Origin of the sequence: Actinoplanes sp. NPDC051411 (genome assembly GCF_040682075.1) — a bacterium.
Classification (GTDB): domain Bacteria; phylum Actinomycetota; class Actinomycetes; order Mycobacteriales; family Micromonosporaceae; genus Actinoplanes.
Genome location: NZ_JBFBAD010000031.1, coordinates 63112 through 88260, shown reverse-complemented (window position 1 = coordinate 88260; position 25149 = coordinate 63112). Strand labels below are relative to the sequence as shown.

Below are 25149 nucleotides of genomic sequence, written 5' to 3'. Positions count from 1 at the left end.
GTCGGCCGCGACGTCGCCGACCTGGCCACCCTGCTCGGGTTCGACGAGTACGCCGTGGTCGGGTCGTCCGGGGGTGGCCCGTTCGCCGTCGCGGCCGCGGCCGCCGATCCGCGGCGGGTGCGAGCCGTCGGCGTGGTCGCCGGACCCGGGCCGTGGCGGGAGCTGGCCGACCGTCGACCGAACCGGAGGAACGGGCCTGTCTCGCCCGCCTCGACGACGGCGACCTCGCCGGCGCCCGGGCCGGCATGCGCCACCTCGTCGAGAACGTCTGGCAGGCGGGTCTGCGCGACCTCGACGAGCGAATCGCCGACGCCGAGCTGGTCGTCTTCCCGGGCGAGGATCACCTGCAGGTCGGCGATTCGCACCGGCCCGAGGTGCTGGCGGCGCTGACTCACTTGTTGTAGGGACTCGCCCATTCCGACCGGTCGGCGGCGTCGAGCAGCTCCCGGTGATCGGCGCTCAGCTGAAGGGCGGCGCCGTCCAGCGCGCTGTCGAGCTGGTCGAGCTTGCTGCCGCCGAGCATCGGGGTGATGCCGCGGCTCACCAGCCACGCCAGCACGACCTGCCCGCGTGTCGCCCCGACCGCGCCGGCCACCTCGTCGAGGGCGCGCAGCCGGGCCGTGTTGCCGGGGTGGTCGTAGACCGACGGGATCTCCTTGGCCGGGTTGTCGTACGCCCCCGACAGCAGCGGCGTGTACGCCCACACCGACATCCCGTGCTCGGCCGCGTAGTCGGCCTGCTCGTCGCTCAGGACGCCGAACCGGTGCTCGACGCCCGGCGGCAGCGTGCCCGGCCGCGGCCGCAGGTAGGTCGCGTTGAGCTGCAGCGCGTCCAGCGGCAGCGACGGCGCGTGCGCGCGGGCCCGTTCGACCAGCCAGGCCGGGAAGTTCGAGAAGCCGTACCGGTCGGCCGGCAGCCCGGCGAGCGCGTCGACCGTGTCGGCGATCGGCACCGACCGGTCCTCCTGGTGCAGCCACAGCAGGTCGACCCGGTCGACGCCGAGCCGGTCGAGGCTGCCGGCGAACGCGGCCCGTACGGCGTCCGGCGACAGCCCTTCCCGCCGGTGCGGCCACGAGCCGGGCTCGGCCGGTTCGGCGCCGAGCTTGGTCGCGATGCGCACCCGGGACCGGACGCCGGGGCGGGCGGCCAGCCAACGGCCGAGCACCCGCTCGCTGTCACCCCCGCGGCCGGTTCCGCTGGCCCAGAACGCGTAGCAGTCGGCGGTGTCGATCCACCCGCCACCGCGTTCCACGAACCGGTCGAGCAGCGCGAACGAGGTCGCCTCGTCGATCCGGGTACCGAACATCATCGCCCCGAGCACAAGAGTCATGCCCAGGACCTTGGCACCTGGAGCGCACTCCAGGTCAACCCGGTATTCGCGATCGGCGCGGCCCCCCGATCAGAGGACGTCGTAGGCCAGCCGGTCCGGGTTGCCGAAACGGTGCGCCGTGATGCTGACGGCCTGTTCGCGTACGAAAGGCAGCAGCTCGATCCGCCCGGCCTCGGTGACCGGTCCGGCCCAGACCGCCAGGTCGGGCCGTCCGCCGGTGGTGGCGGCCAGCTCGGCCGCCGAGCCGTCGATGAGACGCACCCGCCCGGAGGTGAGCCCGGCGGCGAAGGCGGCGTCGTCCTCGACCGTGACCGGAATCGGCAGTGACAGCGGCAGCGGTGAAGCCACCGAGACCGTCAAGGGCGCCCCCGACAGCAGACCGGCCGCCACGACCCGCACCAGCGAGGCCACGGAGCCCCCGGAGGCCAGCCGGATGGTCACCGGGTGGGGCAGGTAGCGCAGCACGTTGCGTTCCGCGCTCAGGCCCGAGACGTCGGCCGCCACGCCGAACGAACGCTCCCACGCCGCCGCGTCGCTGCGCGCCGCGCGGGTCACGAAGGCCAGGTCGGTCGGGCTGAGCGTTTCCCTTGCGGCTTCCAGGAGCGTACGCACGGAAGCCGTCCCGATCGGGGTGTCGACGCCCGACGGCGCGGACCGCCACCCGCTGAGGCCGACCAGGTAGTTGGGTCCGCCAGCCTTGGTGCCGGGGCCGACCGCCGACCGTTTCCAGCCGCCGAAGGGCTGCCGCCGCACGATGGCGCCGGTGATGCCGCGGTTGACGTAGAGGTTGCCGGCCTGGATCCGGTCGATCCAGGTGCGCACCTCGTCCTCGTCGAGCGAGTGGATGCCCGAGGTGAGGCCGAAGTCGACCTCGTTGACGAGGTCGATCGCCTCGTCGAGGGTGTCGGCGGTCATGATGCCGAGGATCGGGCCGAAGTATTCGATCCTGTGGTAGTCGGAGCCGCGGCGTACGCCGTCGCGGATGCCCGGCGTCCACAGCTTGCCCTCGTCGTCCAGCTGCGACGGTTTGAGCAGCCACTTCTCGCCCGGCCCGAGTGTGGTCAGGCCCTCCAGGAGTTTGCCGGCCGCCGGTTCGACGACCGGGCCGACCTGGCTGCGCGGGTCGCTCGGCGGGCCGACGGTGAGCGACGACGCGGCGTCCAGCAGCTGGGTGCGGAAGCGGCGGGAGGTGGCGACCGAGCCGACCAGCACGACCAGCGAGGCGGCCGAGCACTTCTGGCCGGCGTGCCCGAACGCGGAGGCGACCACGTCCTTGACCGCGAGGTCGAGGTCGGCGCTCGGGGTGACGATGATGGCGTTCTTGCCGCTGGTCTCGGCGAGCAGCGGCAGGTCGGGCCGGAACGAGCGGAACAGCTCGGCCGTCTCGTACGCCCCGGTCAGCACGACCCGGTCGACCAGTTGGTGGCTGACGAGCTCCTTGCCCAGCCCCTGCTCGTCGACCTGCAGCAGGGTGAGCACCCGCGGGTCGTCGAGCGCACTCTGGACGATCGAGGCGAGGACCGCGCCGCAGCGCTCGGCCGGGCCGGCCGGCTTGATCACGACGGCGGAGCCGGCGGCCAGGGCGGCCAGCATCGAACCGGCCGGGATGGCGACCGGGAAGTTCCAGGGTGGCGTGACCAGCGTGAGCCGCGCCGGGACGTGGGTGGCGCCGTCGACCTGGTCGAGTTCGCGGGCCAGTTCGGCGTAGTAGTGGGCGAAGTCGATCGCCTCGGACACCTCGGGGTCACCCTGGTCGACGGTCTTGCCGGCCTCGGCCGCCATGACCTCGATCAGCTCGTCGCGGTGTGCTTCGAGGGCGTCGCCGACGCGGTGCAGGATCTCGCCCCGGATCGCGCCGCTGAGGGCGCCCCAGGCTTCTCCGGCCTCGGCGGCGGTGTGCAGAACCTCGTTGAGGACGCCCTGGTCGGAGATCCGGGCCGCGTCGATCGCGTCGACTCCGATCTTGGAGTCGGGCACCCGCGCGAGAAGCGCACGGACCGAAGCCCGATTTGTCGCGACCGCCGGGTCGGTGTCGGGCGTGTTGTCGAAGTGCCCCGGCCGCGGCGGCTCGATCGCGGCATAACGGTCGGCGATCCGGTGCGGCGACGGCACCTCGCCGTCGAGACCGGCCAGTGCGGCCAGGAAACGGTCCTGCTCGCGGGCGAACAACTCCTCGTTGGCCGACAGGTCGAACACCGCCGACATGTAGTTGTCGCTGCTCGCCCCCTCCTCCAGCCGCCTCACCAGGTAGGCGATCGCGACGTCGAACTGCTCCGGGCGTACGACCGGGGTGTAGAGCAGCAGACCGCCGACCTCGCGGCGTACCACCTCGGCCTGCCCCTCGGCCATGCCGAGGAGCATCTCGAACTCGACCCCGTCGCGGACGCCCCGGCGTCCGGCGAGCAGCCAGGCGTACGCGACGTCGAACAGGTTGTGGCCCGCCACGCCCAGCCGCACGTTGCGGATGCGGTCCGGGTGGAGCGCCCAGTCGAGCACCCGCTTGTAGTTGGTGTCGGTCTCGCGCTTGCTGCCCCACGTGGCGAGGGGCCAGCCGTGCAGCGACGACTCGACCTGCTCCATCGGGAGGTTGGCCCCCTTGACCAGGCGTACCTTCACGCCCGCGCCCCCTCGGGCGCGCCGGGCGGCCGACCAGTCCTGCAGGCGCGTCATCGCGGCGAGCGCGTCCGGCAGGTACGCCTGCAGGACGATGCCGGCCTCGAGCTGTTCGAACTCGGGCCGGTCGAGGAGCCGGGTGAAGACCGCGACGGTGAGGTCGAGGTCCTTGTACTCCTCCATGTCGAGGTTGACGAACTTCGGCGTCGTCGCGGTCGCGGCCAGCGTGAAGAGGGGCGTGAGCTGCTCGACGATGTCGTCGACCGCCTCCTCGAACGCCCACGGGCTGTGCGGCGGCACGGTCGCCGACACCTTGATCGACACGTAGTCGACGTCGTCGCGGGCGAGCAGCCGCTCGGTCTCCTCGAGCCGTCGTTTCGCCTCGCCCCGGCCCAGCACCGCCTCGCCGAGCAGGTTGATGTTGAGGCGGACGTCTTTTTTATTTTTCAAACGGGAGATCGCCTTGCCGAGCTTCGCGTCGGTCGCGTCCACCACGAGGTGGCCGACCATCCGGCGCAGGACGCGGCGGGCGATCGGCACGACCACGCCGGGCATCGCCGGCGCGAGGCCTCCGCCGAGGCGGACGGCGGCCCGCAAGGGAACCGGGAGGAAGCCGGGTGCCGCGGGCGCCAGCTCCCGGAGGGCTTTCGCACTGACGCGTACGTCCTCGGGCCTGATCACCCCGTCGACGAAGCCGACCGCGAACTCGAGTCCCTTCGGGTCGCGCAGCAGGCCGGCCAGTTGCGCCGCCGAACCGTCGACCGGAACCTTGGCCGCCTCTTCGAGCCAGCGGCGGACCAGCGCGATCGCCTCGTGGGCGAGGTCGTTGTCTTCCGGCGCGGCGGTGACCGGCCGGTGGTCGGTGTCATGCATGGGACAAGTCTCGATCCGCGTTTGCATCAGGAAAAGCGATGATTCATGACGGGTATTCTTCAGTTCCGCTTACCCTTTGGGGGCCGTTTCCATGCTCGAGATCCGCCGCCTCGTGCTCCTGCGCGAACTCGCCGTCCGGGGCACCCTGGCCGCCGTCGCCGAGGCCCTCAACTTCTCCCCGTCCGCAGTGTCCCAGCAGCTCAGCCTGCTGGAGAAGGAAGCCGGAACCCCGCTGCTGCGCAAGGCCGGCCGCCGCGTCCAGCTGACCCCGCAGGCCGAGGTCCTGGTCGACTCGGTCGCCGAGGTCCTCGACACCCTCGAACGCGCCGAGGCCCGCCTGCACGCCGCGGCGACCCGGGTCAGCGGCACCGTCCGGGTCGCGGTGTTCCAGTCGGCGGCCCTCGCGCTGATGCCGGCGACGCTGCGTTCGCTCGCCGAGCACTACCCCGACGTCCGGGTCGAGATGGTGCAGCGGGAACCCGAGGAGGCGCTGCGCGAGACCTGGGCCCGCGACTTCGACATGGTCATCGCCGAGCAGTACCCGGCCCACGCCGCCCCACACCACCCCGGCCTCGACCGCCGGCCGCTGACCACCGACGAGATCCGGCTGGCGCTGCCCGCGGCCTCGGCCTCCCTGCACCCGGTCGACTCGCTCGCGACCGCCCGCGGCATGCCGTGGGTGATGGAGCCGCGCGGTGCCGCGTCCCGCCACTTCGCCGAGCAGCTGTGCCGCGGCGCCGGCTTCGAGCCGGACGTCCGCTACGAGACCGCCGACCTGCAGGCCCACATCCGCCTGGTCGAGTCGGGCAACGCCGTCGCCCTGATCCCCGACCTGGTCTGGGCCGGCCGTTCCACGTCGTGCCGCCTGCTCACGCTGCCCGGCACTCCGCACCGCACGATCTTCACCGCCCAGCGGGTCGCGGGCGCGGCGTCCCCCGTTGCCCTCGCGTTTCGTTCGACGCTCGAGGCAGCGGCGGCGGTGGACAGGCCTCGGAAAGTGTCGTAGGTGGGTGGTTGACTCCACCCCCTCCCAACACGGGCGGGGGTGGCGCCCGGCGGCGGAAAACGCGTCCGGGATTGTCGGGGGTCAGGATTAGACTCCGGCCCGTGACACGGAAGAGGCCCACGGTCAACGACGTCGCCGCCGCGGCGGGCGTCTCCAAGGCCGCGGTCTCGCGGGTCATCAACAATGCGCCCGGCGTCGCGCCGGCGACCCGCGAGCACGTACGCCACGTGATCGACCGCCTCGGCTACCGCCCCGACCCGACCGCCCGCGCCCTCGCCTCCGGCTACGGTGACGCGATCGACCTGGTCGTGATCGAGGAAAACGCGTCCCGCTTCGGCGCCAACCCGTTCTACAGCCGCGTCACGACCGGCCTGCTGGAGGGCATCGCCGACACCGACGCCCACCTCCGCCTGCACGTGGTCGACGAGGCCGGGGCGGCCGCCCTGTTGTCCCGCGTCGCCGACGCGGTCAGCCTGGGCGTCCTGCTGGTCAACGTGACACCCGAGCTGGGCGGCGAGTTCTACTCCCGCTGCACCCGCGTGGTCTCGATGGGCCGCTCTGCCCCTGGCGTCCCGTCGATCGTCCCGGAAAACCGCGACGGCGCCCGGGCGGCCGTCCGCCACCTCTACGAGACCGGCCGCCGCCACATCGCCGCCGTCCACGGCCCCGACCGCAGCCCGTGCGCCGTCGACCGCCGCACCGGCTACCACGCGGCGATGGACGACGTGGGCCTGCCCTCCCGCTCCTACGTGGGCCCGTTCCGCCGCGAGACCGGCTACGAGCAGGTGCACCGCCTCCTCGCCCACGACCCCGACCTCGACGCCGTCTTCGTCGGCTGCGACCTGATGGCCGCCGGCGCCATGCAGGCCCTGGCCGAGGCGGGCCGCCGCATCCCCCACGACGTCGCCGTGGTCGGCTTCGACGGCAGCCTGATCACCGCGCTGACCATCCCGCCCCTCTCCTCGGTCCACCAGCCGGTCGAGCAGATGGCAACGGCCGCGACCAGGGCGCTGGTCGACCACCAGGCCGTGTTCTCGTGGCGGCAGACCTTCCCGACGACCCTTCAGGTGCGCGCGAGTTCGGCCGCCTAGCGGGCGGGGTGGTTGGATGGCCCGGTGACGAGCTCCGAGGCAGACGACCAGGTGATCACCACCAGCCGCGACATCGCCGCCAGTGCGGCGGCGATCTTCGAGCTCATCGCCGACCCGGCCCGGCAGCCGGCGTGGGACGGCAACGACAACCTGGCCCGGGCCGCCGAGGGACAGCGGGTGCGGGCGGTCGGTGACGTGTTCGTCATGGTGCTGACCAAGGGCTCGGTGCGGGAGAACCACGTCGTCGAGTTCGAGGAGGGCCGGCGCATCGCGTGGCAGCCGAGCGAGCCCGGCCGGACGCCGCCCGGGCACCTGTGGCGCTGGGTTCTGGAGCCGGTCGACGGCGGTGGCACCCGGGTGACCCACACCTACGACTGGACCCGGCTGCACGACGAGGCCCGTCTCGTGAGGGCCCGCGCGACCACGGCCGCCATGCTGCACGCGTCGCTCGACCGGCTGGCGAGACTCGTCGAAGGTCAGTAACCGCCCGGCCGCCTCTACTGCTGGCTGTCGTCGCTCGACCGGACGGTGACCGCGGCGGCCAGATAGGCCGAGTCCCGCAGCAGGTGCCGGGTCAGCGGGACGCCGGTCACGCGTTCGGTCAGCGCGAGCATCGCCGGCTCGGGCTGTGCGAGGGCGGCGTCGACGGCGCTCGTGTTGAGGCCGACGGCGCGCATGTCGCCGACCAGCAGGTCGGGCTCGGTGCCCACGCGGTCGGGCGGATAGCCGGGGTCGAAGTCGACCAGGATCGTGCCGTCCGAGGCGAGCACGAACCGGTCGGCCGCCTGATAGTTGTGCGAGAACGTGACCAGCCGCGTGCCCTTCGACAGTTTGCCGATGGTGTTGTCGGCGGCGCCGATCGCGTTGGCCGAGTCCTCGACCATGAGCGCCCAGCCGTGGGCCCGGGTGACCGCCACGACGGTCTCGTTCGCTCTGGTGCCGGGCAGGGTTTTCCAGCCGCCCGCCGGCCACCGTCGCGTCCCGAGGCGCCGGGCGCCCGCGCGCGACGCGACGGCGTCCGGTGACAGGGCTTCGACCCACGTCAGGGTGTAGACCTTGACCAGTCCGCTGCCGGCCGGGAACCAGGCGTACTCCGAGGGCGGCGGCGGGGACGGCGGCGCGGGATCCTGGGGGCGGGGCGCGGCGCATCCTGCGGGCAGCAGCAACGCGGCCATGCCGGCCAGCACCCGGCGTCGGTGCATCCCGCCAGTAGACCACCCCCGGCGACACCGAACGGCCGTTCGGACCGATCCGGCGCCGCAAGCCCACCGGCCAGGCCGCCCGGAGTCCGCCACCCGGACTCGGCCGCCGAGCCGACCCCCCGAGCCGACCCGCCGAGCCGACATCGAGCCGAGCCGACATCGAGCCGAGCCGCCGCCGAGCCGGCTATCGAGCGGCTGCCGAGGCGACCACGGGGGCCTCTAGGCCGACAGCAGGCGGCCGAAGGCGAGATCCGCGTCCGCGAAGGCCTCCGGCCGCACCGCCGCCGCACTCCGGCCGTCCGCGATCTTCTGCCAGTTGGCCCGCGCCAGCACCCGCTGCGTCACCAGGATCTGCGCCGCCCGCAGTTGAGCCTCGATGCCGCCGCCGAGAGCCGCCGCCAGCGCCTCCTCGTCCGCCTGCACATACTGCGTCAGCCGCCCGGCCAGCGAAGGAGTGCCGAAAACCAGGCGGTGGAAGGCGACCACGGCCGGGTGGTCGTTCAACCCGGTGACGGGGTCGAAGGCGTCCAGCCCGGCCCGGAAGTGCTCGTGCAACGCCGCGATCGGCTCCGTCTTCTCAGACGACACGATGCGGGCCGCCTCACCCTGGTGATCGGCGAACCGGTGGAGGACCAGATCTTCCTTGCTCGGGAAGTACCGGAACAGCGTCGGCTTCGACACCTCGGCCGCCGCCGCCACATCGTTGATCGAGACCTGGTCGAAGCCACGCGCCAGGAACAGCGCGATGGCCGCGTCGGCGATCGCGTCGTGGGTGCGGGCCTTCTTGCGGGCGCGCAGGCCGGCCGGTGACGTCACCCCGACAGGGTAACAAACGTTACCGGGTTGCTTTTTTAACCGGGTAACGGTTCGATGCGGAGGTGACCGACGTACTGGTGGTAGGGGCCGGCCCGACCGGCCTGACGCTCGCGTGCGACCTCGCCCGCCGCGGCGTCGACGTCCGCATCATCGACAAGAGCGCCGAGTTCCCGCACGGCTCCCGCGGCAAGGGCCTCAGCCCGCGCACCCTGGAGGTCCTCGACGACCTGGGCGTGATCGACGAAACTCTGGCCGGCGGCGTCACCCATCTGCCGCACCGCAGATATCGGGGCACTCAGGTCATCAGCGAGGCCGACCCGGAGGCCGGCCGCGAGCCCACCGACGAGATCCCGTACCCGGTGGGCCTGATGATCCCGCAGTGGCGCGTCGAGCGGATCCTCCGCGGGCGCCTGGCCGGTTTCGGCGTCGAGGTCGAGCGGGGCACCGAGCTCACCGCCCTCGACCAGGACGCCGACGGCGTCACGGCGGCCGGGATCCGGGCACGCTACCTGGCCGCCTGCGACGGCGGCCGGAGCACCGTACGCAAGGTGCTCGGCCTGAGGCTCCGCGGCGAGACCCCCGACGTCCAGTTGATGGCCGTCGGCGACGTCGAGGTCGACGGCCTGACCCGCGACGCCTGGCACCAGTGGTTCACCCCGGCCGGCGGCATCATGCTGTGCCCGCTGCCCGGCACGGCATCGTTCCAGGTCCAGACCTCCCACGAGCTGGACGGGAACGGCAACCCGCTCGAACCCACCCTCGAACGCTTCCAGCAGACCTTCGACCGCATCGCCGCCGTCCCCGGCGTCCGCCTGCACAACCTGACCTGGCGCTCCACCTACCGCGTCCAGGTCCGCATGGTCGACCGCCTCCAGACCGGCCGCGTCTTCCTCGCCGGCGACGCCGCCCACGTCCACCCGATCGCCGGCGGCCTGGGCATGAACACCGGCATCCAGGATGCCTACAACCTCGGCTGGAAGCTGGGCCTGGTCGTGCGGGGCCACGCCGCGGGCCGCCTGCTGGAGACGTACGCGCGGGAGCGCCTCCCGATCGCGAGCCAGCTGCTGAGCATCACCTCGGAGGTCCTCGACCTGGTCCTGGACGCCATCCGGCGCGAGGGCGGCGGCCTGGATGCCGACGCCGCGCGCGACCTGAGCCAGCTGGCCCTGAAGTACCCGTGGAGCCGCCTCTCCCGCCAGCACGTGACCCGCCCGGACGGCCCCCAGGCGGGCGACCGCATGCCGGACGGAAAGACCGGCGACGGGCGGCTCTTCGACCTGCTCCGGGGCCCGCACTTCACCCTGCTGGGCCCGCCGGTCGTCAAGGACGAAACATCGGACCTGGTGAAGGCCCACGTCATCGAGGGGTCGGACACGCTGACCCTGGTCCGCCCCGACGGCTACGTGGGGCTGATCGCCGGACCGACCGACCTGGACGCGGTCCGCCGATATCTGCACGACCTGTAGCGGCACCGTGATCGGCGCCCCAAATCAACAGACCGAGGTTGTCCAGGCGAACCGCCGTTCCGGTCGGTGGCCCGGCGTTAGCGTTCCGGGATGAGGAAAGTCCTGGTCAGGGCAGCGATGGCACTGGGCGTGCTGCTGGGCGCGACCGCGGAGGCGCCGGCGTCGGCGGCCTCGGGCGACATGACGGTCCGGTCGGAAACCGGATGGCAGACGGCGCCCCTGGAGTTGGCGGCCGGGCAGGCATTCACCGTCGACTACCGGTCGGGGACCTGGACGGTGGGATCTCCGGGCCTCGCCCTGGTGGGGATCGACGGGTACGACGCGGCCGCCGATCGCGAGATCTACCAGGGCTGCAAGATTCTCGCCGATCAGACGTACGGGCACCTGCTGGCCCGCGTGGGCGGGAGCGCGCCGTTCCCGGTCTCGCACAGCGGGACCTTCACGGCGCCGGCGTCCGGGCAGCTGCAGTTCCGGATCAACGACGACGACCGGTGCCTCGGCGACAACGCGGGCGCGGTCAACCTGCGAGTCGCCCCGGCCGCCGGCGAGACGCCCGGCGGAACGGCCACGCCGGCCACGCCGGCGAGCGGGCCGGCGCTCTACGCCGCCGACTGGTCGCCGGGCCTCAACGGCTGGGCCGGCGACTCGTCGTGGAAGACGCTGCGGGGAGAACTTCTCAGCGACGGCACGGCCTGGGACTCGACCATCTTCGCGCCGTACGACACGCGGACAGTCGCGGACTACGCGGTGGAGGCGCGCATCCAGGTGGTGAAGGCCGACATGTTCGGCCTCGTGCTCCGGCACTCGGCCGGCGACGACGGCTATATCGGCATCGTCGACGCGGACGGCAAGACCTGGATCAGTGCCGGCAACACGTCGTACAGCAACGACGGCAAACTGGCCGACGGCTATCAGGTCGACGTGGGCACCGGCTCGCACACCTTCCGGATGGAGGCCGACGGCAACGTGATCCGATTCCTGGTCGACGGGGCCCAGGTCGCGACGGCCACCGACAACCGGTACATCACCGGCGGGCTCGGTGGGATCAACTCCCGTCGGTCCCAGCTGGAGGTGAGCGGCTTCCGGGTGCTGCGGCTGAGCTGACGAGTCAGGAGACCACGTGGGAGAGGGGCCGGCCGGCCACCAGCGCCTCGTAGTTGGAGCGGATGCGCTCGGCGGCGCCCAGCGGCCGCCCGCCCGCCGCATGCGGGGTGATCAGCACGTTCGGCTCGTCCCACAGGCCCGACGTCTCGGGCAGGGGCTCGGTTTCGAAGACGTCGAGCGCCGCCCCGGCCAGGCGGCCGTCGCGCAGCGCCGCGAGCAGCGCCTGCTCGTCCACCGTGGCGCCGCGGCCCACGTTGACCAGCCAGGCGTGGGCCGGCAGCAGACCGAGCACCGCCTCGTCCACGATCCGGCGGGTGGAGTCGGAGGCCGGCAGGATGTTGATCAGCACGTCGGCGGCCGGCAGCAGGGTGGGCAAGGCAGCGGCCGTCACGACCGGGAAGCCGTGGCGGGTGCCCTCGGACTGCGCCACGCCGGTCACCCGCGCTCCCAGGGCCGCCAGTAACGGCGCCAAGGTTGCCGCGATGCCGCCGAAACCCCAGATCACCACGTGGGCGTCCCGCAGCGTACGGAAGTTGGAGGTGTCGCGGACCGGCTGCAAGCCGCCCAGCTCGGCCGCCCACCGGTGCCCGATCTGGGCTCGGACGAGCAGGTTGAGCCGTCGCGCCGCGGCCAGGACCAGCGCCAGCGTGTGCTCGGCGACCGTCTTGTCGTGCAGCCCCGCGCCCGAGGTGATCACCACATCGGGCCCGAATCCGGCCGCCAGCACCGCGTCCGGCCCGGCGGCCAGCGTCTGCACCCAGCGCACCCGGGTGAGCCGTGCCGCGGCGTCGCGCAGCTGCCAGCCCGGGTTGCCCCACGCGACCAGCGCGTCGGCGTCGAGCAGAGAGTCGTCGAGCGGCTGGTCGACCGGGTAGATCACCGCCCCCGGCAGATCCAGGTCGAGCGGGATCGAGTCGGGCAGCAGCACCTTCATGGTCGACAGCCTGTCATCCAGGGGACTGCGCTTCAACCGGGGACGTGCTGCTCTGGAGGCATGCTCGACGTCCTGCTGTTACGTGACATCAAACATGGCGGCGACCAAGATCAGGCAAGCAGCGTCGCCGCACGGTTTGCCGCCTTCCTGGAGCAAGCGAAACACTCCCTCGACCTGGCCATCTACGACTTCCGCCTCTCCCCCGCCCTCGCCGAACCCGTCGTGACCGCGCTGACCGCGGCGGCCGGGCGGGGTGTCCAGGTGCGCCTGGCCTACGACGCCGGGAAGCCGGCCGAGGCGACCCAGGCCACGTTCGCCGCGCTGGCCGCCGACCCCGCTCCGGTCGGCACCGCCGACTGGGTCAAGGAGCACTTCGACGGCACCGCGGTGCGGACCAAGGCGATCACCGCGCCGTCCGGGCAGCTGATGCACTCGAAGTACATCGTGCGGGATGTCGGGCACCGGCACGCCGCGGTGTGGACCGGCTCGGCCAACTGGACCGACGACGCCTGGAGCCGGCAGGAGAACAACCTCCTGACGATCCCGTCGAGCCCGCTCGCGGCCGGCTACCGGGCCGATTTGATCAGCTGTGGGCGGCCGGGCGCATCACCGGCACGGGCGCCGGCGACGCCGGCACCACGACGGTGGGCGGGGTCCGGCTGGGCTGGGATTTCGCGCCCGCCGACGGTACGGGCATCGACAGTTACCTGGTGCAGCAGGTCACGGCCGCGCGCCGCCGGATCGTGCTCGCCTCGATGGTGATCACGTCGCATCCGCTGCTGACCGCCCTGGCCGACGCGGTCAACCGGGGCGTCGAGGTGTCGGGGGCGTACGACGGCGGGCAGATGGGCCCGATCGCCGGGCAGTGGCATGACGCCGATGTGCTCGGCCACTGGAAGCTGCTCCAGGACCGCCTGGTCGCCAAGCCCTCCAAGCCCTACACGCCGACCAGCGTCCACGACTTCATGCACAGCAAGATCCTGGTCGCCGACGGCCACCTGGCCACCGGCAGCTACAACTTCAGCGCCAACGCGCAGAAGAACGCCGAGAACCAGCTGCAGTTCGTCAACCACCGGCTGGCCGACCAGTTCGCCGCCTACGCGGAGACCATCGCGGCCACCTACCGGGAGAGGTGACCGGCGAGGAACGCGGCGCCCTGGGCGGTGGCGGCGCGGGCCGCCGCCGTGTCCTTGAGCGCGTTGAGCATGACGAAGTCGTGCGTGATCCCGAGATAGCGCACCGCGGTCACGTCGACGCCGGCCGTCCGCAGCGCGGCCGCGTAGGCCTCACCCTCGTCCCGCAGGACATCCGCTTCCGCGGTGACGACCAGGGCCGGCGGGAGTCCGGCGAGATCATCGACGGTCGCCCTCAGGGGCGACGCGGTCATTTCCGCACGCCGTGAGGCGTCCGGCGCGTACTGATCCCAGAACCACTCCATGGCGTCGCGGCGAAGCCAGTAGCCGGTGGCGAACGCGCGATAGGACCCGGTGTCGAAGGACGCGTCGGTGACCGGGTAGTAGAGCAGCTGGGCGGCCAGGCGTGGCCCACCCCGCTGCTTGAGCAGCAGCGTGACGGCCGCGGTGATCGCGCCGCCGGCCGAGTCGCCGGCCACCGCCATCCGCGAGAAGTCGAGGTCGTGGGCGAACCCTTCCGCGGCGATCCAGGTCAGGGTCGTGTAGACCTCCTCGAGCGCGGCCGGGTAGACCGCCTCGGGTGACAGCGAATAGCTGACGAACACCAACGCCGCCCCGGAGCGGACGGTCAGCTCCCGCACCAGCCGGTCGTGGGTCCGCGTGCCCCCGACCACCCAGCCACCGCCGTGCGTGTAGACGACGACCGGCAGCAGTCCGCGCACCCCCGGCGGCCGGTAGATCCGGATCCGCACGCCGGACGCGATGACCAGGTCTTCGATCGAGGCCGACACCACCGGGGCACCGGACTGCAGCGAGTCGAGGTGGTGCCGGCCGTCGGCCACCGGGACGTCGTACGGGTAGGGCGGGCCGGCCGTGGCGTCGGCGAACGCCCGGGCGGCGGGCTCGAGAACGGTCACGGCGTGTACATCTCCGCCATCTTGGCGACCCGTCCGTCGCTGACCGTGACCGCGACCAGGTCGACGCCGCTGCCCTTCAGCCACTTCAGGAACGCGTCCGGCTTGGTCGGGCAGGTGCTGCCGGTCGCCATCGAGCCGTTGCAGCGCTCCTGTCCGGAGGGGTCGTCGAAGGAGTGGAGCACCGGATCGCCGGTCACCGGCAGCGTGAGCCTGAGGTGGCTGTCCACGGTCGTCCACTCCGTCTCGCAGCGGCCGTCGCTCTGCTTGATCTTGAACATCGTGCAGTACTCGGGACCGGTCAGGAACAGCACCGGCTCGGCGACGACGACCCGGGCCCCCGGATCGTACGACGAGAGCCGGACCACCGACGTGGCGTGAGCCTTGCCGCGAAGATCGGGGAACACCGGCGGTGTGCCGACGGTCGGCGACCGCAGCTCGGCACCGGCGAACGCGGCCGTCGCGTCGCCGCTGCTCGCATCGTTGAGCGCACCCAGCCGGACCTGGCCGGCGGCCAGCTGAGGGTCGGCCAGCGGCAGGCTGACCACGGCCGCCCCGTCGACCGTCACCGTCGCCACGGAACCCTGCACCGTGACACCGGCCCGATGGGTGTGCCCGGGCTGGAAGGCGGTCGAGGCCGCCGTCTTCTCGCCGCTGACCGCGTAGTCCTCGACCAGCCCGATCCGGATCTCTTTCGGGCAGAGCGACACCTGGTAGCCGTTGTTCCGCACCATCCGCAGCCAGATCACCGCGCACGCGCCCGGGCTGACCACGGTGGCATCGACCGCGATCGACTGGTCACCGGCGAACGTGTCGGCCGGGCCCCGGCAGCCGTAGACATTCGACAAGTGGGTCGTGACGACCATGCGGCCGCCGTCGAACGAGCACCAGCCGTCGGCGTTGTCGGCGGGCTTGTCGGCCTTCCACTGGGCCGGCCGGTCGAGCGGGTCGATCAGCGACGGCCCCTGGACGCGTGGCGTGGCCGCGGTGGCCCGGACGGTGCCGGTCCGGACGGCGCTCGCGCTGTGTTGGGTTGCCGAGGAGGTCGGCGCTTCTCCGGACGAGGCGGAGAGCGCCGCCGACGCGGCGAGGACGTGACCGGCGTAGAGGCCCGCGCCGGCCAGCACGACCAGCGCGGCCGCCGCGACGGCCACGACACGGCCGGTCCGGCGCCGGGGCGCGGTGTCCTCGCGTACGGGAGAAGGGTGGAACCGCCCGGAATGCGCGACCGCCTCGGCGGCCCGGCGAAGCTCGGGCCGGTGTTGCAGAACCGCGGGTGACTCGGCCGCCAGCAGGAGGTCGAGCAGCTCGTGGGCGGTCGGCCGGTCGGCCGGGTCCTTGGCCAGCGTCCGCTCGACCAGCTCCCGCAGCGGCGACGGCAGACCGGAGACCTCGGGCGGCTGGGTGAGGATGCGGGCCGCCGTGGCCGCCGGCGAGTCGGCCTGGAAAGGCGTGCGCCCGGTGCCCGCGTAGGCGACCACGGCACCCCAGGCGAAGACGTCGGCCGGGGGCCCGGCGGCGCGGTCCGAATCGGTGTCGAACCGCTCCGGCGCCATATAGGCCACGGTTCCCACCATCTGATCGGTGCGGGTGTGCCGGCTGGTGGCCTCGAGCGCCCGCGCGATGCCGAAGTCGATGACCTTGGGCGTGCCGAGCGCGAAGAGCACGTTCTGCGGCTTGAGGTCGCGGTGGATCACCCCGGCGCCGTGGATGGCGGCCAGCGCGGTGGCGACGCCGACCGCGACGCTGTGCAGCGTGCCGCCGGACAGCGGACCCTGCTCCTTGATCACCTCGGACAGGCTGGGCCCGTCGACGTATTCGACGACCAGGTAGGGCGGCTCGTGGTCGGGGTCGGCGTCGAGCACCGCGGCCGTGCAGAATCCGGGCACCTCGCGGGCGCGGTTGACCTCGCTGCGGAACCGCCCGCGAAACTCCTGGTCCCACGCGTGCTCGGGCCGGATGACCTTGACCGCGACCAGCCGCCCGCCGGGCGCGCGCCCGAGGAAGACCGTGCCCATGCCGCCCTCGCCCAGCCGCCCGGCCAGCTCGTAGTCGCCGAGCCGGCGCGGATCGCTCGGCCAGAGTGGACGCGTCACGGGCTGCACGATACTCAACCCGATCACATGGCATCGTTGCCGTTATGCGACTTTCGATCTGGCCGGGCGCCGGGCAGCCCTACGACGCGATTCTCGAGACGGCCCGGCACGGCGAGGAGACCGGCTGGGACGCGGTCTACATCGCCGACCACTTCATGCCCAACGCCGGCCCGGGCGTCGACGTGCGGCGCCCGGTGCTCGAGGCGACGGCGCTGGTCGCGGCGCTCGGCGCGGCCGTGCCCCGGGTCCGGATCGGCACGCTGGTGCTCGGCAACACCTATCGGCACCCGGCCGTCGTGGCCAACCTGGCCGCGACCCTCGACCGCATCACCGGCGGCCGCTTCGTGCTCGGCGTCGGCGCGGGCTGGCAGGTCAACGAGCACGAGCAGTACGGCATCGAGCTGCCCCCGACCAAACAGCTGCTCGACCGCTTCGTCGAGGCGCTGCAGGTGCTCCACGGGCTGCTGCGCTCCCCGGTGACCAATTTCGACGGCGCCTACTACCGGATCACCGAGGCGGTCAACGAGCCCAAGCCGGTGCAGGAGCCGCTGCCGATCCTGATCGGGGCCAAGGGCGAGAAGCGGATGCTCGGCGTGGTCGCGCGGTATGCCGACCTCTGGAACGCGTGGGGCACCCCTGAGCTGATCGCCCACAAGATGAAGGTGCTCGACGACCACTGCGCCCGGATCGGCCGCGACCCGTCCGAAATTGATCGCACCGCGCAGGCCCTGACCGTGGTCGACGCCGAGGTGCCGGACATGGGCGACCGCCCGGTCATCGGCGGCTCGCGCGCCCGGCTGGCCGACACGATCGCCGAATACCAGGCGATCGGGCTCGACGAGCTGATCGTGCCGGACGCGCTGCTCGGCACCGGCGCCGATCGACTGCGAGCGATGGACACCATCCTCTCGCTGGCCCGGTGACGCAGGTCACCTTCTTCGCATTTTCCCAGGCCTGAGCGGGGTCGCGACAGCCCGGGTTCGCCTGCCGGATGCGAATCTGTCGCACCCCGCCCGTAGGTTCGGGCCGTAGTTGATATCTGCCGTCCGCGACGGAAGGAGGGCCGGCCCGCCGGTGACCCGCCTCACTCGTAACCCGGGCCGGGGTAAGAATCCGCTGTGCGCCAACGCCACCATTCCGACGCTTCGTTGGAAACCCCCACGCGTCACCGTCCGCAATGGAGATCGGCATGACCATGCTCGACCGCGACGCGGGAACCGCCCGCGTCCTGCGTAAACAGGAGGAAGTAGAGGAGCGCATCCGCGCCATCTGCTTCAAGACCGGCCCACCGGCCCGGCTCGGCGCCGAGCTCGAATGGACCCTGCACCACGCGGGCGCACCCGATGCCCCGCTCGACGTCGGCCTCGTCCGACAGGCACTCGGCCGGCACACGCCGGCCACCCTCGGCGGCCCTCCGCCCCTGCCCAGCACCGGCGCTCCGGCGACCGCACCGGGTGGCCCGGGCTCCGGCTCCGCCGATTCTCCAGCCGTCTCCCACGGCGCCCGCCATGTCGCGGCCGCGCCGGACGGCCCCGGATACGAACCGCTCCCCCTGCCGGCCGGTGGCCGGCTGACGGCGGAGCCCGGCGGACAGATCGAAATATCCTCCGCCCCGGCCGGTTCCGCGGCCGATCTCTACTCGGCCGTCACGGCCGATCTCGATTATCTGACCGGGCTCCTCGACGAGGCCGGGCTCCGCCTCGGCGAGCACGGCATCGATCCGCATCGGCCGCCCCGGCGAATCCTCGACACCCCGCGTTACACGGCCATGGAGCAGGTCTTCGACGGCCACAGCTCGCACGGGCGCACGATGATGTGCAGCACCGCGGGCTTCCAGGTGTGTCTCGACGCCGGAACCCCGGCGCAGCTTCCGACCCGATGGGCCGCGGTGCTCGCGCTCGGTCCACCGCTGGTCGCCCTCTTCGCCAACTCGGCCCGGCACGCCGGGCGCGACACCGGACTCGCCTCGGCCCGGATGTCCACCTGGTGGGGCATGGATCCGAGGCTCACGCACCCGCCCGGCGGACCCCCGGACGATCCGGCGGCCGGCTGGGTGGATTACGCGCTGTCGGCGCCGCTGGTCTGCGTGCAGCGGCCCGGTGGGCGATGGGATCCGCCGCCCGGGGTGACCCTGCGGGACTGGGTCGCCGGGGCGTTACCGGCCCCGCCGACCGTCGGCGACCTCGACTATCACCTGAGCACGCTGTTCCCGCCGGTGCGGCCACGGGGATACCTCGAGATTCGTTACCTCGACACGCAGCCCGGTTCCGACTGGGTCGTGCCGTTCGCGATTCTCGCCGCGTTGTTCGGCGATCACGCCACCACCGAGGCGGCACTGGAGATCGCCGCACCGGTGGCCGGGTGCTGGATTCCGGCGTACCGCTTCGGGTTGCGCGATCCCGCGCTGCGCCGCGGCGCCGGCCGCCTGGTCGAGCTGGCCGCCGGCCGGCTCGCGGCGACCGGCCTGCCCCCGCGCGTTCTGAGTCATGTCATCGAGACCGTCGAACGGCGTCTGCATGACGCCGCCTCCGCCGAGGAGCAGGGATGACCTACGAGTCCGACCATCTGCGCGACCGCGTGGCCGGCGAACTGAGCCGCGCCCGCGAGCGCACCGCGATCCTGACCGAGGCCGTCGACGACGGCGACCTGATCCGCCAGCACTCCCCGCTGATGTCGCCGCTCGTGTGGGACCTCGCGCACGTCGGCAACCAGGAGGAGCTCTGGCTGGTCCGCGACGTCGGCGGCCGCGAGCCGGTCCGCCGCGACATCGACGAGCTGTACGACGCGTTCAAGCACCCGCGCCGCGACCGGCCGACACTGCCGCTGCTCGGGCCGGACGAGGCCCGGCGCTATGTGGCGACCGTGCGCGACAAGGTGTTCGACGTGCTCGACCACGCCCGGCTCGACGGGTCGCCGCTCGTCGAGCAGGGGTTCGCGTTCGGCATGATCGTGCAGCACGAGCAGCAGCACGACGAGACCATGCTGTCCACGCACCAGTTGCGGTCCGGGGCGCCGGTTCTCGCCGCGCCTCCGCCGCCGCTGGTGAAGCAGGCCGTGACCGGGGAGGCGTTCATCCCGGGCGGCCCGTTCACGATGGGCACGAGCACCGAGCCGTGGGCCCTCGACAACGAACGGCCGGCCCATGTGGTCGACGTGCCGTCGTTCTTCATCGACCGGGCCGCGGTGACCAACGGGCAATATGCCGCGTTCATCGACGAGGGCGGCTACGAAGATCCACGCTGGTGGAGTCCCGAGGGCTGGCAGCACCGGGTCTCCGCCGGGCTGACGGCGCCGTTGCACTGGCAGCGCGACGGCGTCAACGGCTGGGCCGCGACGGCTTTCGGCCGCACAAGCCGGATCTCGGCCGACGAGCCGGTCGTGCACGTCTGCTACCACGAGGCTTCCGCCTATGCCGCCTGGGCCGGGAAGCGGCTGCCCACCGAGGCGGAGTGGGAGAAGGCGGCCCGGTTCGACCCGGCGACGGCCCGGTCCCGGCGCTATCCGTGGGGCGACGACGACCCCACGGATGATCTTGCCAACCTGGGGCAGCGTCACCTGCGACCGGCCGCGGCGGGTGCCTATCCGGCCGGCGCCTCCCCCACCGGGGTGCACCAGCTGATCGGCGACGTGTGGGAGTGGACGTCGACCGACTTCCACGGCTACCCCGGCTTCGCCGCGTTCCCCTACCGCGAATACTCCGAGGTCTTCTTCGGCGACGAATACAAGGTGCTGCGCGGCGGTTCGTTCGGCACCGACCGGTCGGCCTGCCGGGGCACGTTCCGCAACTGGGACTACCCGGTCCGGCGGCAGATCTTCAGCGGTTTCCGGCTCGCCCGGGACGCCTGATGTGCCGCCACCTGGCCTACCTCGGGCCGCCGATCCCGTTGTCGGCCCTGCTGTTCGACCCGCCGCACGGCCTGAGCCACCAGTCGTGGGCGCCGCGTGACATGCGCGGCGGCGGCACGATCAACGCGGACGGCTTCGGCGTCGGCTGGCACACGCCGGCCGGCCCGGTCCGCTACCGCCGGGCGACCCCGCTCTGGAGCGACAACACCCTGCCCGGTCTGGCCGCGACCATCGCCTCCGGCTCGGTGCTCGCGGCCGTACGCAGTGCCACCGTCGGCATGCCCGTGACCGAGGGCGCGGCGGCCCCGTTCGCGGACGGCCCGTGGCTGTTCAGCCACAACGGCGTCGTTCGCGGCTGGCCGCAGTCGATGGCCAAGCCGGCGGCCACGCTGCCGGTCACCGACCTGCTCACGCTGGACGCGCCGACCGACTCGGCGCTGCTCTGGGCACTGATCCGGTCGCGGTTGCGGGACGGTCCCGCCGAAGCGGTCGCCGCGACCGTCGCCGAAGTCGAGCGCGCCGCGCCCGGCTCCCGGCTCAACCTGTTGCTCACCGACGGCACCACGATCGTCGCGACCACGGCCGGGCACGCCCTGTCCGTCCGTGACGACGACTTCGTCCTGGTCGCCTCCGAGCCCCTCGACGACCACCCCGCCTGGCGGGCCGTGGACGACCGCACGCTGCTGGTCGCCGGCCCCTCCGGACTCCACCTGACTTCCTTGGGAGACGCATGAACACGCCCGCGCTCGAAGTCCACCTGGACGACGACGACCTCGATCGCACCCTGCGGTCGGACGTGCTCACCGGCCTCACCGCCGACCGCAAATGGCTACCTCCGAAATGGTTCTACGACGCCCGGGGCAGCGAGCTCTTCGAGCAGATCACCGAGCTCGACGAGTACTACCCGACCCGCGCCGAGCGCCAGATCCTGACCGACCGGGCGGCCGACATCGCCCGGCACACCCGCGCCCGCACGCTGATCGAGCTCGGCTCCGGCTACTCGACCAAGACCCGGCTGCTCCTCGACGCGCTGACCGGGCAGCGGACCCTGGAGGCGTTCGTCCCGATGGACGTCTCGCCGACCGCGCTGACCGCGGCGGCCACCCGCATCACGGCCGACTACCCGGGGCTGCGGGTGCACAACATCGTCGGCGACATCACCCGGCACCTCAAACACCTGCCGAACGGCGGGGCCCGCACGATCGCGTTCCTCGGCGGGACGATCGGCAACCTCGTACCGGAAGAGCGGTCGGCCTTCCTGGCCGACGTCCGCTCCGTGCTCGAGGAAGGCGAGCATCTCCTGATCGGCACCGACCTGGTGAAGAGCCCGCGGGTGGTCGTGCCGGCCTACGACGACGCCCTCGGGGTGACCGCCGACTTCAACCGCAACGTGCTGCGGGTGCTCAACCGCAGCCTCGACGCCGACTTCGACCTCGACGGCTTCGCCCACGTGGCGCTCTGGAACGCCGAGCAGGAGTGGGTCGAGATGCGGCTGCGGGCCCGCTGGCCGATGCGGGTCACCGTGCGGGCCCTCGACCTGGCCGTCGACTTCGCGGCCGGCGAGGAGATACGCACCGAGGTGTCGGCCAAATTCCGCCGCGAGGGGTTCGAACGGGAGCTGGCCGAGGCCGGGTTCGCGCTCGACCAGTGGTGGACCGACCGGGACGGGCTGTTCGCGGTCTCGCTGGCCAGGGCGGTGCCGTCCAGCTGATCTAATGCCGGGATGACTGCCGACGAGGACCCGGCCCGTACGGTCGAAGCGCTGATGACCGCGAGCCGGGCCCTCGTCGGCATCACCGCCCGGTCCCTGGCCGCCCTGTCGGCCGAGGTGACCCTGCCGCAGTTCCGGGCGCTGGTCGTGCTCGCCTCGCGCGGGCCCCAGCGCCCGGCCGACATCTCGGCCGAGCTGGCGGTGGCGCCGTCGACCGGCACCCGGATGTGCGAACGCCTGGTCCGCAAGGGACTGGCCCGGCGCACCCGCTCGGCGAGCGACCGCCGCGAGGTGCGCATCCGGCTCACCCCGGAAGGCCGCGAACTGGTCGAGCTCGCCCTGCGCCGGCGCCACGACGAGCTGGCGGCGATCGTCGCGGCGACGGCCGGCCACTGGTCGCCGGCGGTCACCGGGGCGCTGCGGGCGTTCGCCGCCGCGGCCGGCGAGCTGCCCGAGCAGGAGTGGTGGCTCGGCTGGGAAAGCGGCGTCTAGCCGCTCGGCTTGAAGCGGCGGCGTTTAGCACCAAGATCGACCGACCGGCAAGGGTTTCCCCTATTTCGGCGGAGCGCGGCGGAATATAGCGTCATCAATCGATTCACCCCGGTGCGGTGACCCCGCCGGCCGGGACGTCGAGCCCGCCCGCAACCCCCTCGGGCGGGAAAGGAGTCCGCGTGAAACTCCGATCCCCCTTCGTCGTCGCCATCGGGACCGCCGCCGCGGTCGCCGCGGCGATGACCGCCGGACCGGCGAACGCCGCCGCGCCGCTCGCCGCACCCGTGACACCGTCCGCGGCCGCTCTGGCCGCCGGCTCGGCCGCGTCGCTGGTCGCCACCCGGCCGGCCTACCTGCACGCCAGCTCGCACGACGGCTTCGTGCAGCGCCAGGTGATCTCCTCCGACGGCCTCCAGTACGTGCAGTACGACCGCACCTACAAGGGCCTGCACGTCGAGGGCGGCGACTTCGTCCTGGTGCTGAACGCGGCCGGGCAGACCCAGTTCACCTCGGTCGCCCAGACCACCGCGATCCCCGAGCTGTCGACCACGCCGTCCCTGACGTCCGACGCCGCCCTCAAGGTCGCGAAGGGCCAGCTCAAGACCGTCTCCGGCGTCGAGGGCAGCCGGCTCGTGGTCTTCGCCGACGGCGTGTCGCCCCGCCTGGCCTGGGAGTCGACGATGCGCGGCACCGACGCCGAGGGCGTGGCCCGCACGACGGTCGACGTCGACGCCACCACCGGCAAGGTGCTCAAGGCGTACAACCACGTCACCGACGTGACCGGCTCGGGCACCGGCTGGATCAACGGCTCGGTGTCGCTGAACACCACCCAGTCCGGCAGCACGTTCTCCCTGAAGGACCCGACCTTCCGCAACCTGAGCTGCCAGAACGCGTCCGGCAACGCGGTCTTCACCGGCCCCGACAACGTGTGGGGCAACGGCAACGGCACCAACCGGGAGACCGGCTGCGTGGACGCGCTCTACGTGGCTCAGACCCAGGAGAAGATGCTGTCGGCGTGGCTCGGCCGCAACGGCCAGGACGGTTCCGGCGGCGCGTGGCCGCTGCGGGTCGGCCTGAACGACGAGAACGCGTACTACGACGGCACCCAGGTCCAGATCGGCCACAACACGGCCGGCCAGTGGATCGGCGCCCTCGACGTGGTCGGCCACGAGCTGGGCCACGGCATCGACGACCACACGCCGGGCGGCATCTCGGGCCGCGGCACCCAGGAGTTCGTCGCCGACACGTTCGGCGCGGCCACCGAGTGGTACGCCAACAACCCGAACGACAAGCCCGACTTCACGGTCGGCGAAGAGGTCAACCTGGTCGGCAGCGGCCCCATCCGCTACATGTACAACCCGTCGCTGGCCGGCGACAGCAACTGCTACTCGTCGAGCACCCCCAACCAGGAGGTGCACGCCGCGGCCGGCCCCGGCAACCACTGGTTCTACCTGCTGTCGCAGGGCACCGGCGGCAACGGCCAGCCGGCCAGCCCGACCTGCAACAGCTCGTCGGTGACCGGCCTGGGCATCCAGAAGGCCATCAACATCATGTACCACGCGATGCTGCTGAAGACGTCCGGCTCCTCGTACCTGAAGTACCGCGTGTGGACGCTTCAGGCGGCGAAGAACCTCACCCCGGGCGACTGCACCGGCTTCAACACGGTGAAGGCGGCCTGGAACGCGGTGTCGGTGCCGGCCCAGTCCGGCGAGCCGACCTGCTGACGCTTCCCTGAACGAACCGGGGCCGGTGCCGTGCGCACCGGCCCCGGTCCTGTCCGCCCAGCCTGCTACGTACCGTATGCCCGTGACTGTTGAGCCCGCCCGCTTCGGCGGACGACATGACGTGGAACTGGTTGTAGTAGTGGATTGCGCGAGCCTGGCCCGGTCGGCGGCGTTCTGGTCCGGCGTGCTCGGCTACCGGGCCGAACCCGGTTCCCCCGGCCGCTACCAGCAACTGCTGCCGGCCGACGGAATCGGCGTGGAGATCCTGCTCCAGCTGGTTCCGGAGACCAAAGCGACCAAGAACCGGGTGCATCTGGACCTGCGCGTGCCGGACCTGAGCGCGGAGGTGGCGAGGGTGATCGCGCTGGGGGCCCGCCGCATCACCGCCGAACCGATCGAAGAACACGGCTGGACCTGGCACGTGCTCGCCGACCCGGACGGCAACGAATTCTGCGTGCTACAGCCACCGCAGTCCGACTAGGGCGCGTTTTTAGAAGTTTGGCCGCCGGGTGGGGTCACGGCTCTGGCCCCGCTGCTGCCCGCGCCGTCGACCAGGGCCCGTCCGCCGAAATGGACAAGACGCCAGCTCATCGACCGGATCCGCCGGCGGATCCGGATCGGCTCGCCCTGGCGTGACGTCCCGGCCGAGTACGCACCCTGGCAAACCATCTACGGCCTGTTCCGCCGCTGGCAACGCGACGGGACCCGGGACCGTGTTCTGGCCGCCCCGCAAACCCTGGCCGATGGGGGGGGCGGCCGGGACGGGCGGCTCGCCGGCGACACCGAGCGACCCCCCCG

The 25149-nt window shown here is 72.4% G+C and carries 24 protein-coding genes; 16 read left to right on the top strand and 8 right to left on the bottom strand.

Annotation, left to right across the window (positions count from 1 at the left end; translation table 11 throughout):
- From AB0M88_RS19205 to AB0M88_RS19195, 3 genes are all read right to left on the bottom strand, one after another.
- A partial coding sequence (locus AB0M88_RS19205; RefSeq protein WP_364103457.1) for a hypothetical protein occupies window positions 1–395 on the bottom strand: 395 nt, incomplete at its 3' end.
- A complete protein-coding gene (locus AB0M88_RS19200; protein ID WP_364103454.1) occupies window positions 392–1330 on the bottom strand; it encodes an aldo/keto reductase in 939 nt (312 codons plus the stop codon). The genes AB0M88_RS19205 and AB0M88_RS19200, both read right to left, overlap by 4 nt.
- Before the next feature lie 69 nt (window positions 1331–1399).
- Window positions 1400–4816 carry a bifunctional proline dehydrogenase/L-glutamate gamma-semialdehyde dehydrogenase gene (locus AB0M88_RS19195; protein WP_364103451.1) on the bottom strand — a complete coding sequence of 1139 codons (3417 nt, stop codon included), beginning with the start codon at window positions 4814–4816 and terminating at the stop codon, window positions 1400–1402.
- A 91-nt stretch (window positions 4817–4907) separates the two neighbouring features.
- Here AB0M88_RS19195 and AB0M88_RS19190 point away from each other — a divergent pair, with 91 nt between their 5' ends.
- The 3 genes from AB0M88_RS19190 (at window position 4908) to AB0M88_RS19180 (ending at window position 7396) form a co-directional block, all read left to right on the top strand.
- Window positions 4908–5822 carry a LysR family transcriptional regulator gene (locus AB0M88_RS19190; protein ID WP_364103448.1) on the top strand — a complete coding sequence of 305 codons (915 nt, stop codon included), beginning with the start codon at window positions 4908–4910 and terminating at the stop codon, window positions 5820–5822.
- A gap of 101 nt (window positions 5823–5923) precedes the next feature.
- Window positions 5924–6913, top strand: a complete 990-nt coding sequence (locus AB0M88_RS19185; RefSeq protein ID WP_364103445.1) for a LacI family DNA-binding transcriptional regulator — start codon at window positions 5924–5926, stop codon at window positions 6911–6913.
- Window positions 6914–6937: 24 nt separating this feature from the next.
- The gene (locus tag AB0M88_RS19180; RefSeq protein WP_364103442.1) at window positions 6938–7396 is read left to right on the top strand and encodes an SRPBCC family protein; all 459 of its coding nucleotides are present in this window, start codon (window positions 6938–6940) and stop codon (window positions 7394–7396) included.
- A 14-nt stretch (window positions 7397–7410) separates the two neighbouring features.
- On the opposite strand, the gene AB0M88_RS19175 is transcribed toward AB0M88_RS19180, so the two are convergent.
- Together AB0M88_RS19175 and AB0M88_RS19170 are read right to left on the bottom strand one after the other, a co-directional pair.
- The gene (locus tag AB0M88_RS19175; protein ID WP_364103439.1) at window positions 7411–8115 is read right to left on the bottom strand and encodes a DUF6461 domain-containing protein; all 705 of its coding nucleotides are present in this window, start codon (window positions 8113–8115) and stop codon (window positions 7411–7413) included.
- Between the two features lie 219 nt (window positions 8116–8334).
- Window positions 8335–8931 carry a TetR family transcriptional regulator gene (locus AB0M88_RS19170; protein ID WP_364103436.1) on the bottom strand — a complete coding sequence of 199 codons (597 nt, stop codon included), beginning with the start codon at window positions 8929–8931 and terminating at the stop codon, window positions 8335–8337.
- 62 nt (window positions 8932–8993) lie between these two features.
- On the opposite strand from AB0M88_RS19170, the gene AB0M88_RS19165 reads away from it, so the two are divergent.
- Both AB0M88_RS19165 and AB0M88_RS19160 read left to right on the top strand, forming a co-directional pair.
- Window positions 8994–10397 (top strand): FAD-dependent oxidoreductase, encoded by a 1404-nt coding sequence (locus AB0M88_RS19165; RefSeq protein ID WP_364103433.1) that lies wholly within the window; start codon window positions 8994–8996, stop codon window positions 10395–10397.
- A 90-nt stretch (window positions 10398–10487) separates the two neighbouring features.
- Window positions 10488–11501 carry a hypothetical protein gene (locus AB0M88_RS19160; protein WP_364103431.1) on the top strand — a complete coding sequence of 338 codons (1014 nt, stop codon included), beginning with the start codon at window positions 10488–10490 and terminating at the stop codon, window positions 11499–11501.
- A 4-nt stretch (window positions 11502–11505) separates the two neighbouring features.
- Here the strand turns inward: AB0M88_RS19160 and AB0M88_RS19155 are convergent, their stop codons facing one another.
- Window positions 11506–12435 (bottom strand): NAD(P)-dependent oxidoreductase, encoded by a 930-nt coding sequence (locus tag AB0M88_RS19155; RefSeq protein WP_364103428.1) that lies wholly within the window; start codon window positions 12433–12435, stop codon window positions 11506–11508.
- Between the two features lie 60 nt (window positions 12436–12495).
- Between AB0M88_RS19155 and AB0M88_RS19150 the strand changes: the two genes are divergently transcribed.
- Window positions 12496–13197: a phospholipase D-like domain-containing protein gene (locus tag AB0M88_RS19150; protein WP_364103425.1), complete on the top strand. Its 702-nt coding sequence runs from the start codon at window positions 12496–12498 to the stop codon at window positions 13195–13197.
- Window positions 13146–13571 (top strand): phospholipase D-like domain-containing protein, encoded by a 426-nt coding sequence (locus tag AB0M88_RS19145; protein WP_364103422.1) that lies wholly within the window; start codon window positions 13146–13148, stop codon window positions 13569–13571. The genes AB0M88_RS19150 and AB0M88_RS19145 overlap by 52 nt, the downstream gene beginning before the upstream one ends.
- Here AB0M88_RS19145 and AB0M88_RS19140 read toward each other — a convergent pair.
- Window positions 13556–14485: an alpha/beta hydrolase gene (locus AB0M88_RS19140; RefSeq protein ID WP_364103419.1), complete on the bottom strand. Its 930-nt coding sequence runs from the start codon at window positions 14483–14485 to the stop codon at window positions 13556–13558. The genes AB0M88_RS19145 and AB0M88_RS19140 overlap by 16 nt on opposite strands.
- Window positions 14482–16578, bottom strand: coding sequence for a serine/threonine-protein kinase (locus tag AB0M88_RS19135; protein ID WP_364103416.1), 2097 nt, complete (start codon window positions 16576–16578; stop codon window positions 14482–14484). The genes AB0M88_RS19140 and AB0M88_RS19135 overlap by 4 nt, the downstream gene beginning before the upstream one ends.
- Between AB0M88_RS19135 and AB0M88_RS19130 the strand changes: the two genes are divergently transcribed.
- From AB0M88_RS19130 to AB0M88_RS19090, 9 genes are all read left to right on the top strand, one after another.
- Window positions 16566–17501, top strand: a complete 936-nt coding sequence (locus AB0M88_RS19130) for an LLM class flavin-dependent oxidoreductase (protein WP_364103413.1) — start codon at window positions 16566–16568, stop codon at window positions 17499–17501. The genes AB0M88_RS19135 and AB0M88_RS19130 overlap by 13 nt on opposite strands.
- A gap of 266 nt (window positions 17502–17767) precedes the next feature.
- Entirely contained in the window at window positions 17768–19126 is a 1359-nt protein-coding gene (locus AB0M88_RS19125; protein WP_364103410.1) for a glutamate-cysteine ligase family protein, read from the top strand.
- Window positions 19123–20424, top strand: a complete 1302-nt coding sequence (gene egtB / locus AB0M88_RS19120; protein ID WP_364103407.1) for an ergothioneine biosynthesis protein EgtB — start codon at window positions 19123–19125, stop codon at window positions 20422–20424. Before AB0M88_RS19125 ends, egtB begins: the two co-directional genes overlap by 4 nt.
- Complete coding sequence (egtC, locus tag AB0M88_RS19115) at window positions 20424–21158, top strand: ergothioneine biosynthesis protein EgtC (protein WP_364103404.1); 735 nt, start codon at window positions 20424–20426, stop codon at window positions 21156–21158. The genes egtB and egtC overlap by 1 nt, the downstream gene beginning before the upstream one ends.
- Window positions 21155–22135, top strand: coding sequence for an L-histidine N(alpha)-methyltransferase (gene egtD, locus AB0M88_RS19110; protein WP_364103401.1), 981 nt, complete (start codon window positions 21155–21157; stop codon window positions 22133–22135). Before egtC ends, egtD begins: the two co-directional genes overlap by 4 nt.
- Before the next feature lie 12 nt (window positions 22136–22147).
- A complete protein-coding gene (locus AB0M88_RS19105; protein WP_364103398.1) occupies window positions 22148–22627 on the top strand; it encodes a MarR family transcriptional regulator in 480 nt (159 codons plus the stop codon).
- 239 nt (window positions 22628–22866) lie between these two features.
- Window positions 22867–24351: a M4 family metallopeptidase gene (locus AB0M88_RS19100; protein ID WP_364103466.1), complete on the top strand. Its 1485-nt coding sequence runs from the start codon at window positions 22867–22869 to the stop codon at window positions 24349–24351.
- Window positions 24352–24433: 82 nt separating this feature from the next.
- Window positions 24434–24832, top strand: a complete 399-nt coding sequence (locus tag AB0M88_RS19095) for a VOC family protein (RefSeq protein WP_364103395.1) — start codon at window positions 24434–24436, stop codon at window positions 24830–24832.
- 42 nt (window positions 24833–24874) lie between these two features.
- On the top strand, window positions 24875–25149 hold a 275-nt coding region (locus AB0M88_RS19090; protein ID WP_364103463.1), incomplete at its 3' end, for a transposase.

Excerpts from the sequence above, each read along its gene's own strand:
- AB0M88_RS19190 (WP_364103448.1), top strand. The coding sequence starts at position 4,908 with ATGCTCGAGATCCGCCGCCTCGTGCTCCTGCGCGAACTCGCCGTCCGG.
- AB0M88_RS19195 (WP_364103451.1), bottom strand. The coding sequence starts at position 4,816 with ATGCATGACACCGACCACCGGCCGGTCACCGCCGCGCCGGAAGACAAC.
- AB0M88_RS19200 (WP_364103454.1), bottom strand. The coding sequence starts at position 1,330 with ATGACTCTTGTGCTCGGGGCGATGATGTTCGGTACCCGGATCGACGAG.
- egtC (WP_364103404.1), top strand. The coding sequence starts at position 20,424 with ATGTGCCGCCACCTGGCCTACCTCGGGCCGCCGATCCCGTTGTCGGCC.
- AB0M88_RS19100 (WP_364103466.1), top strand. The coding sequence starts at position 22,867 with ATGACCGCCGGACCGGCGAACGCCGCCGCGCCGCTCGCCGCACCCGTG.
- AB0M88_RS19155 (WP_364103428.1), bottom strand. The coding sequence starts at position 12,435 with ATGAAGGTGCTGCTGCCCGACTCGATCCCGCTCGACCTGGATCTGCCG.
- AB0M88_RS19175 (WP_364103439.1), bottom strand. The coding sequence starts at position 8,115 with ATGCACCGACGCCGGGTGCTGGCCGGCATGGCCGCGTTGCTGCTGCCC.
- AB0M88_RS19125 (WP_364103410.1), top strand. The coding sequence starts at position 17,768 with ATGACCATGCTCGACCGCGACGCGGGAACCGCCCGCGTCCTGCGTAAA.
- egtB (WP_364103407.1), top strand. The coding sequence starts at position 19,123 with ATGACCTACGAGTCCGACCATCTGCGCGACCGCGTGGCCGGCGAACTG.
- AB0M88_RS19150 (WP_364103425.1), top strand. The coding sequence starts at position 12,496 with ATGCTCGACGTCCTGCTGTTACGTGACATCAAACATGGCGGCGACCAA.
- AB0M88_RS19160 (WP_364103431.1), top strand. The coding sequence starts at position 10,488 with ATGAGGAAAGTCCTGGTCAGGGCAGCGATGGCACTGGGCGTGCTGCTG.
- egtD (WP_364103401.1), top strand. The coding sequence starts at position 21,155 with ATGAACACGCCCGCGCTCGAAGTCCACCTGGACGACGACGACCTCGAT.
- AB0M88_RS19105 (WP_364103398.1), top strand. The coding sequence starts at position 22,148 with ATGACTGCCGACGAGGACCCGGCCCGTACGGTCGAAGCGCTGATGACC.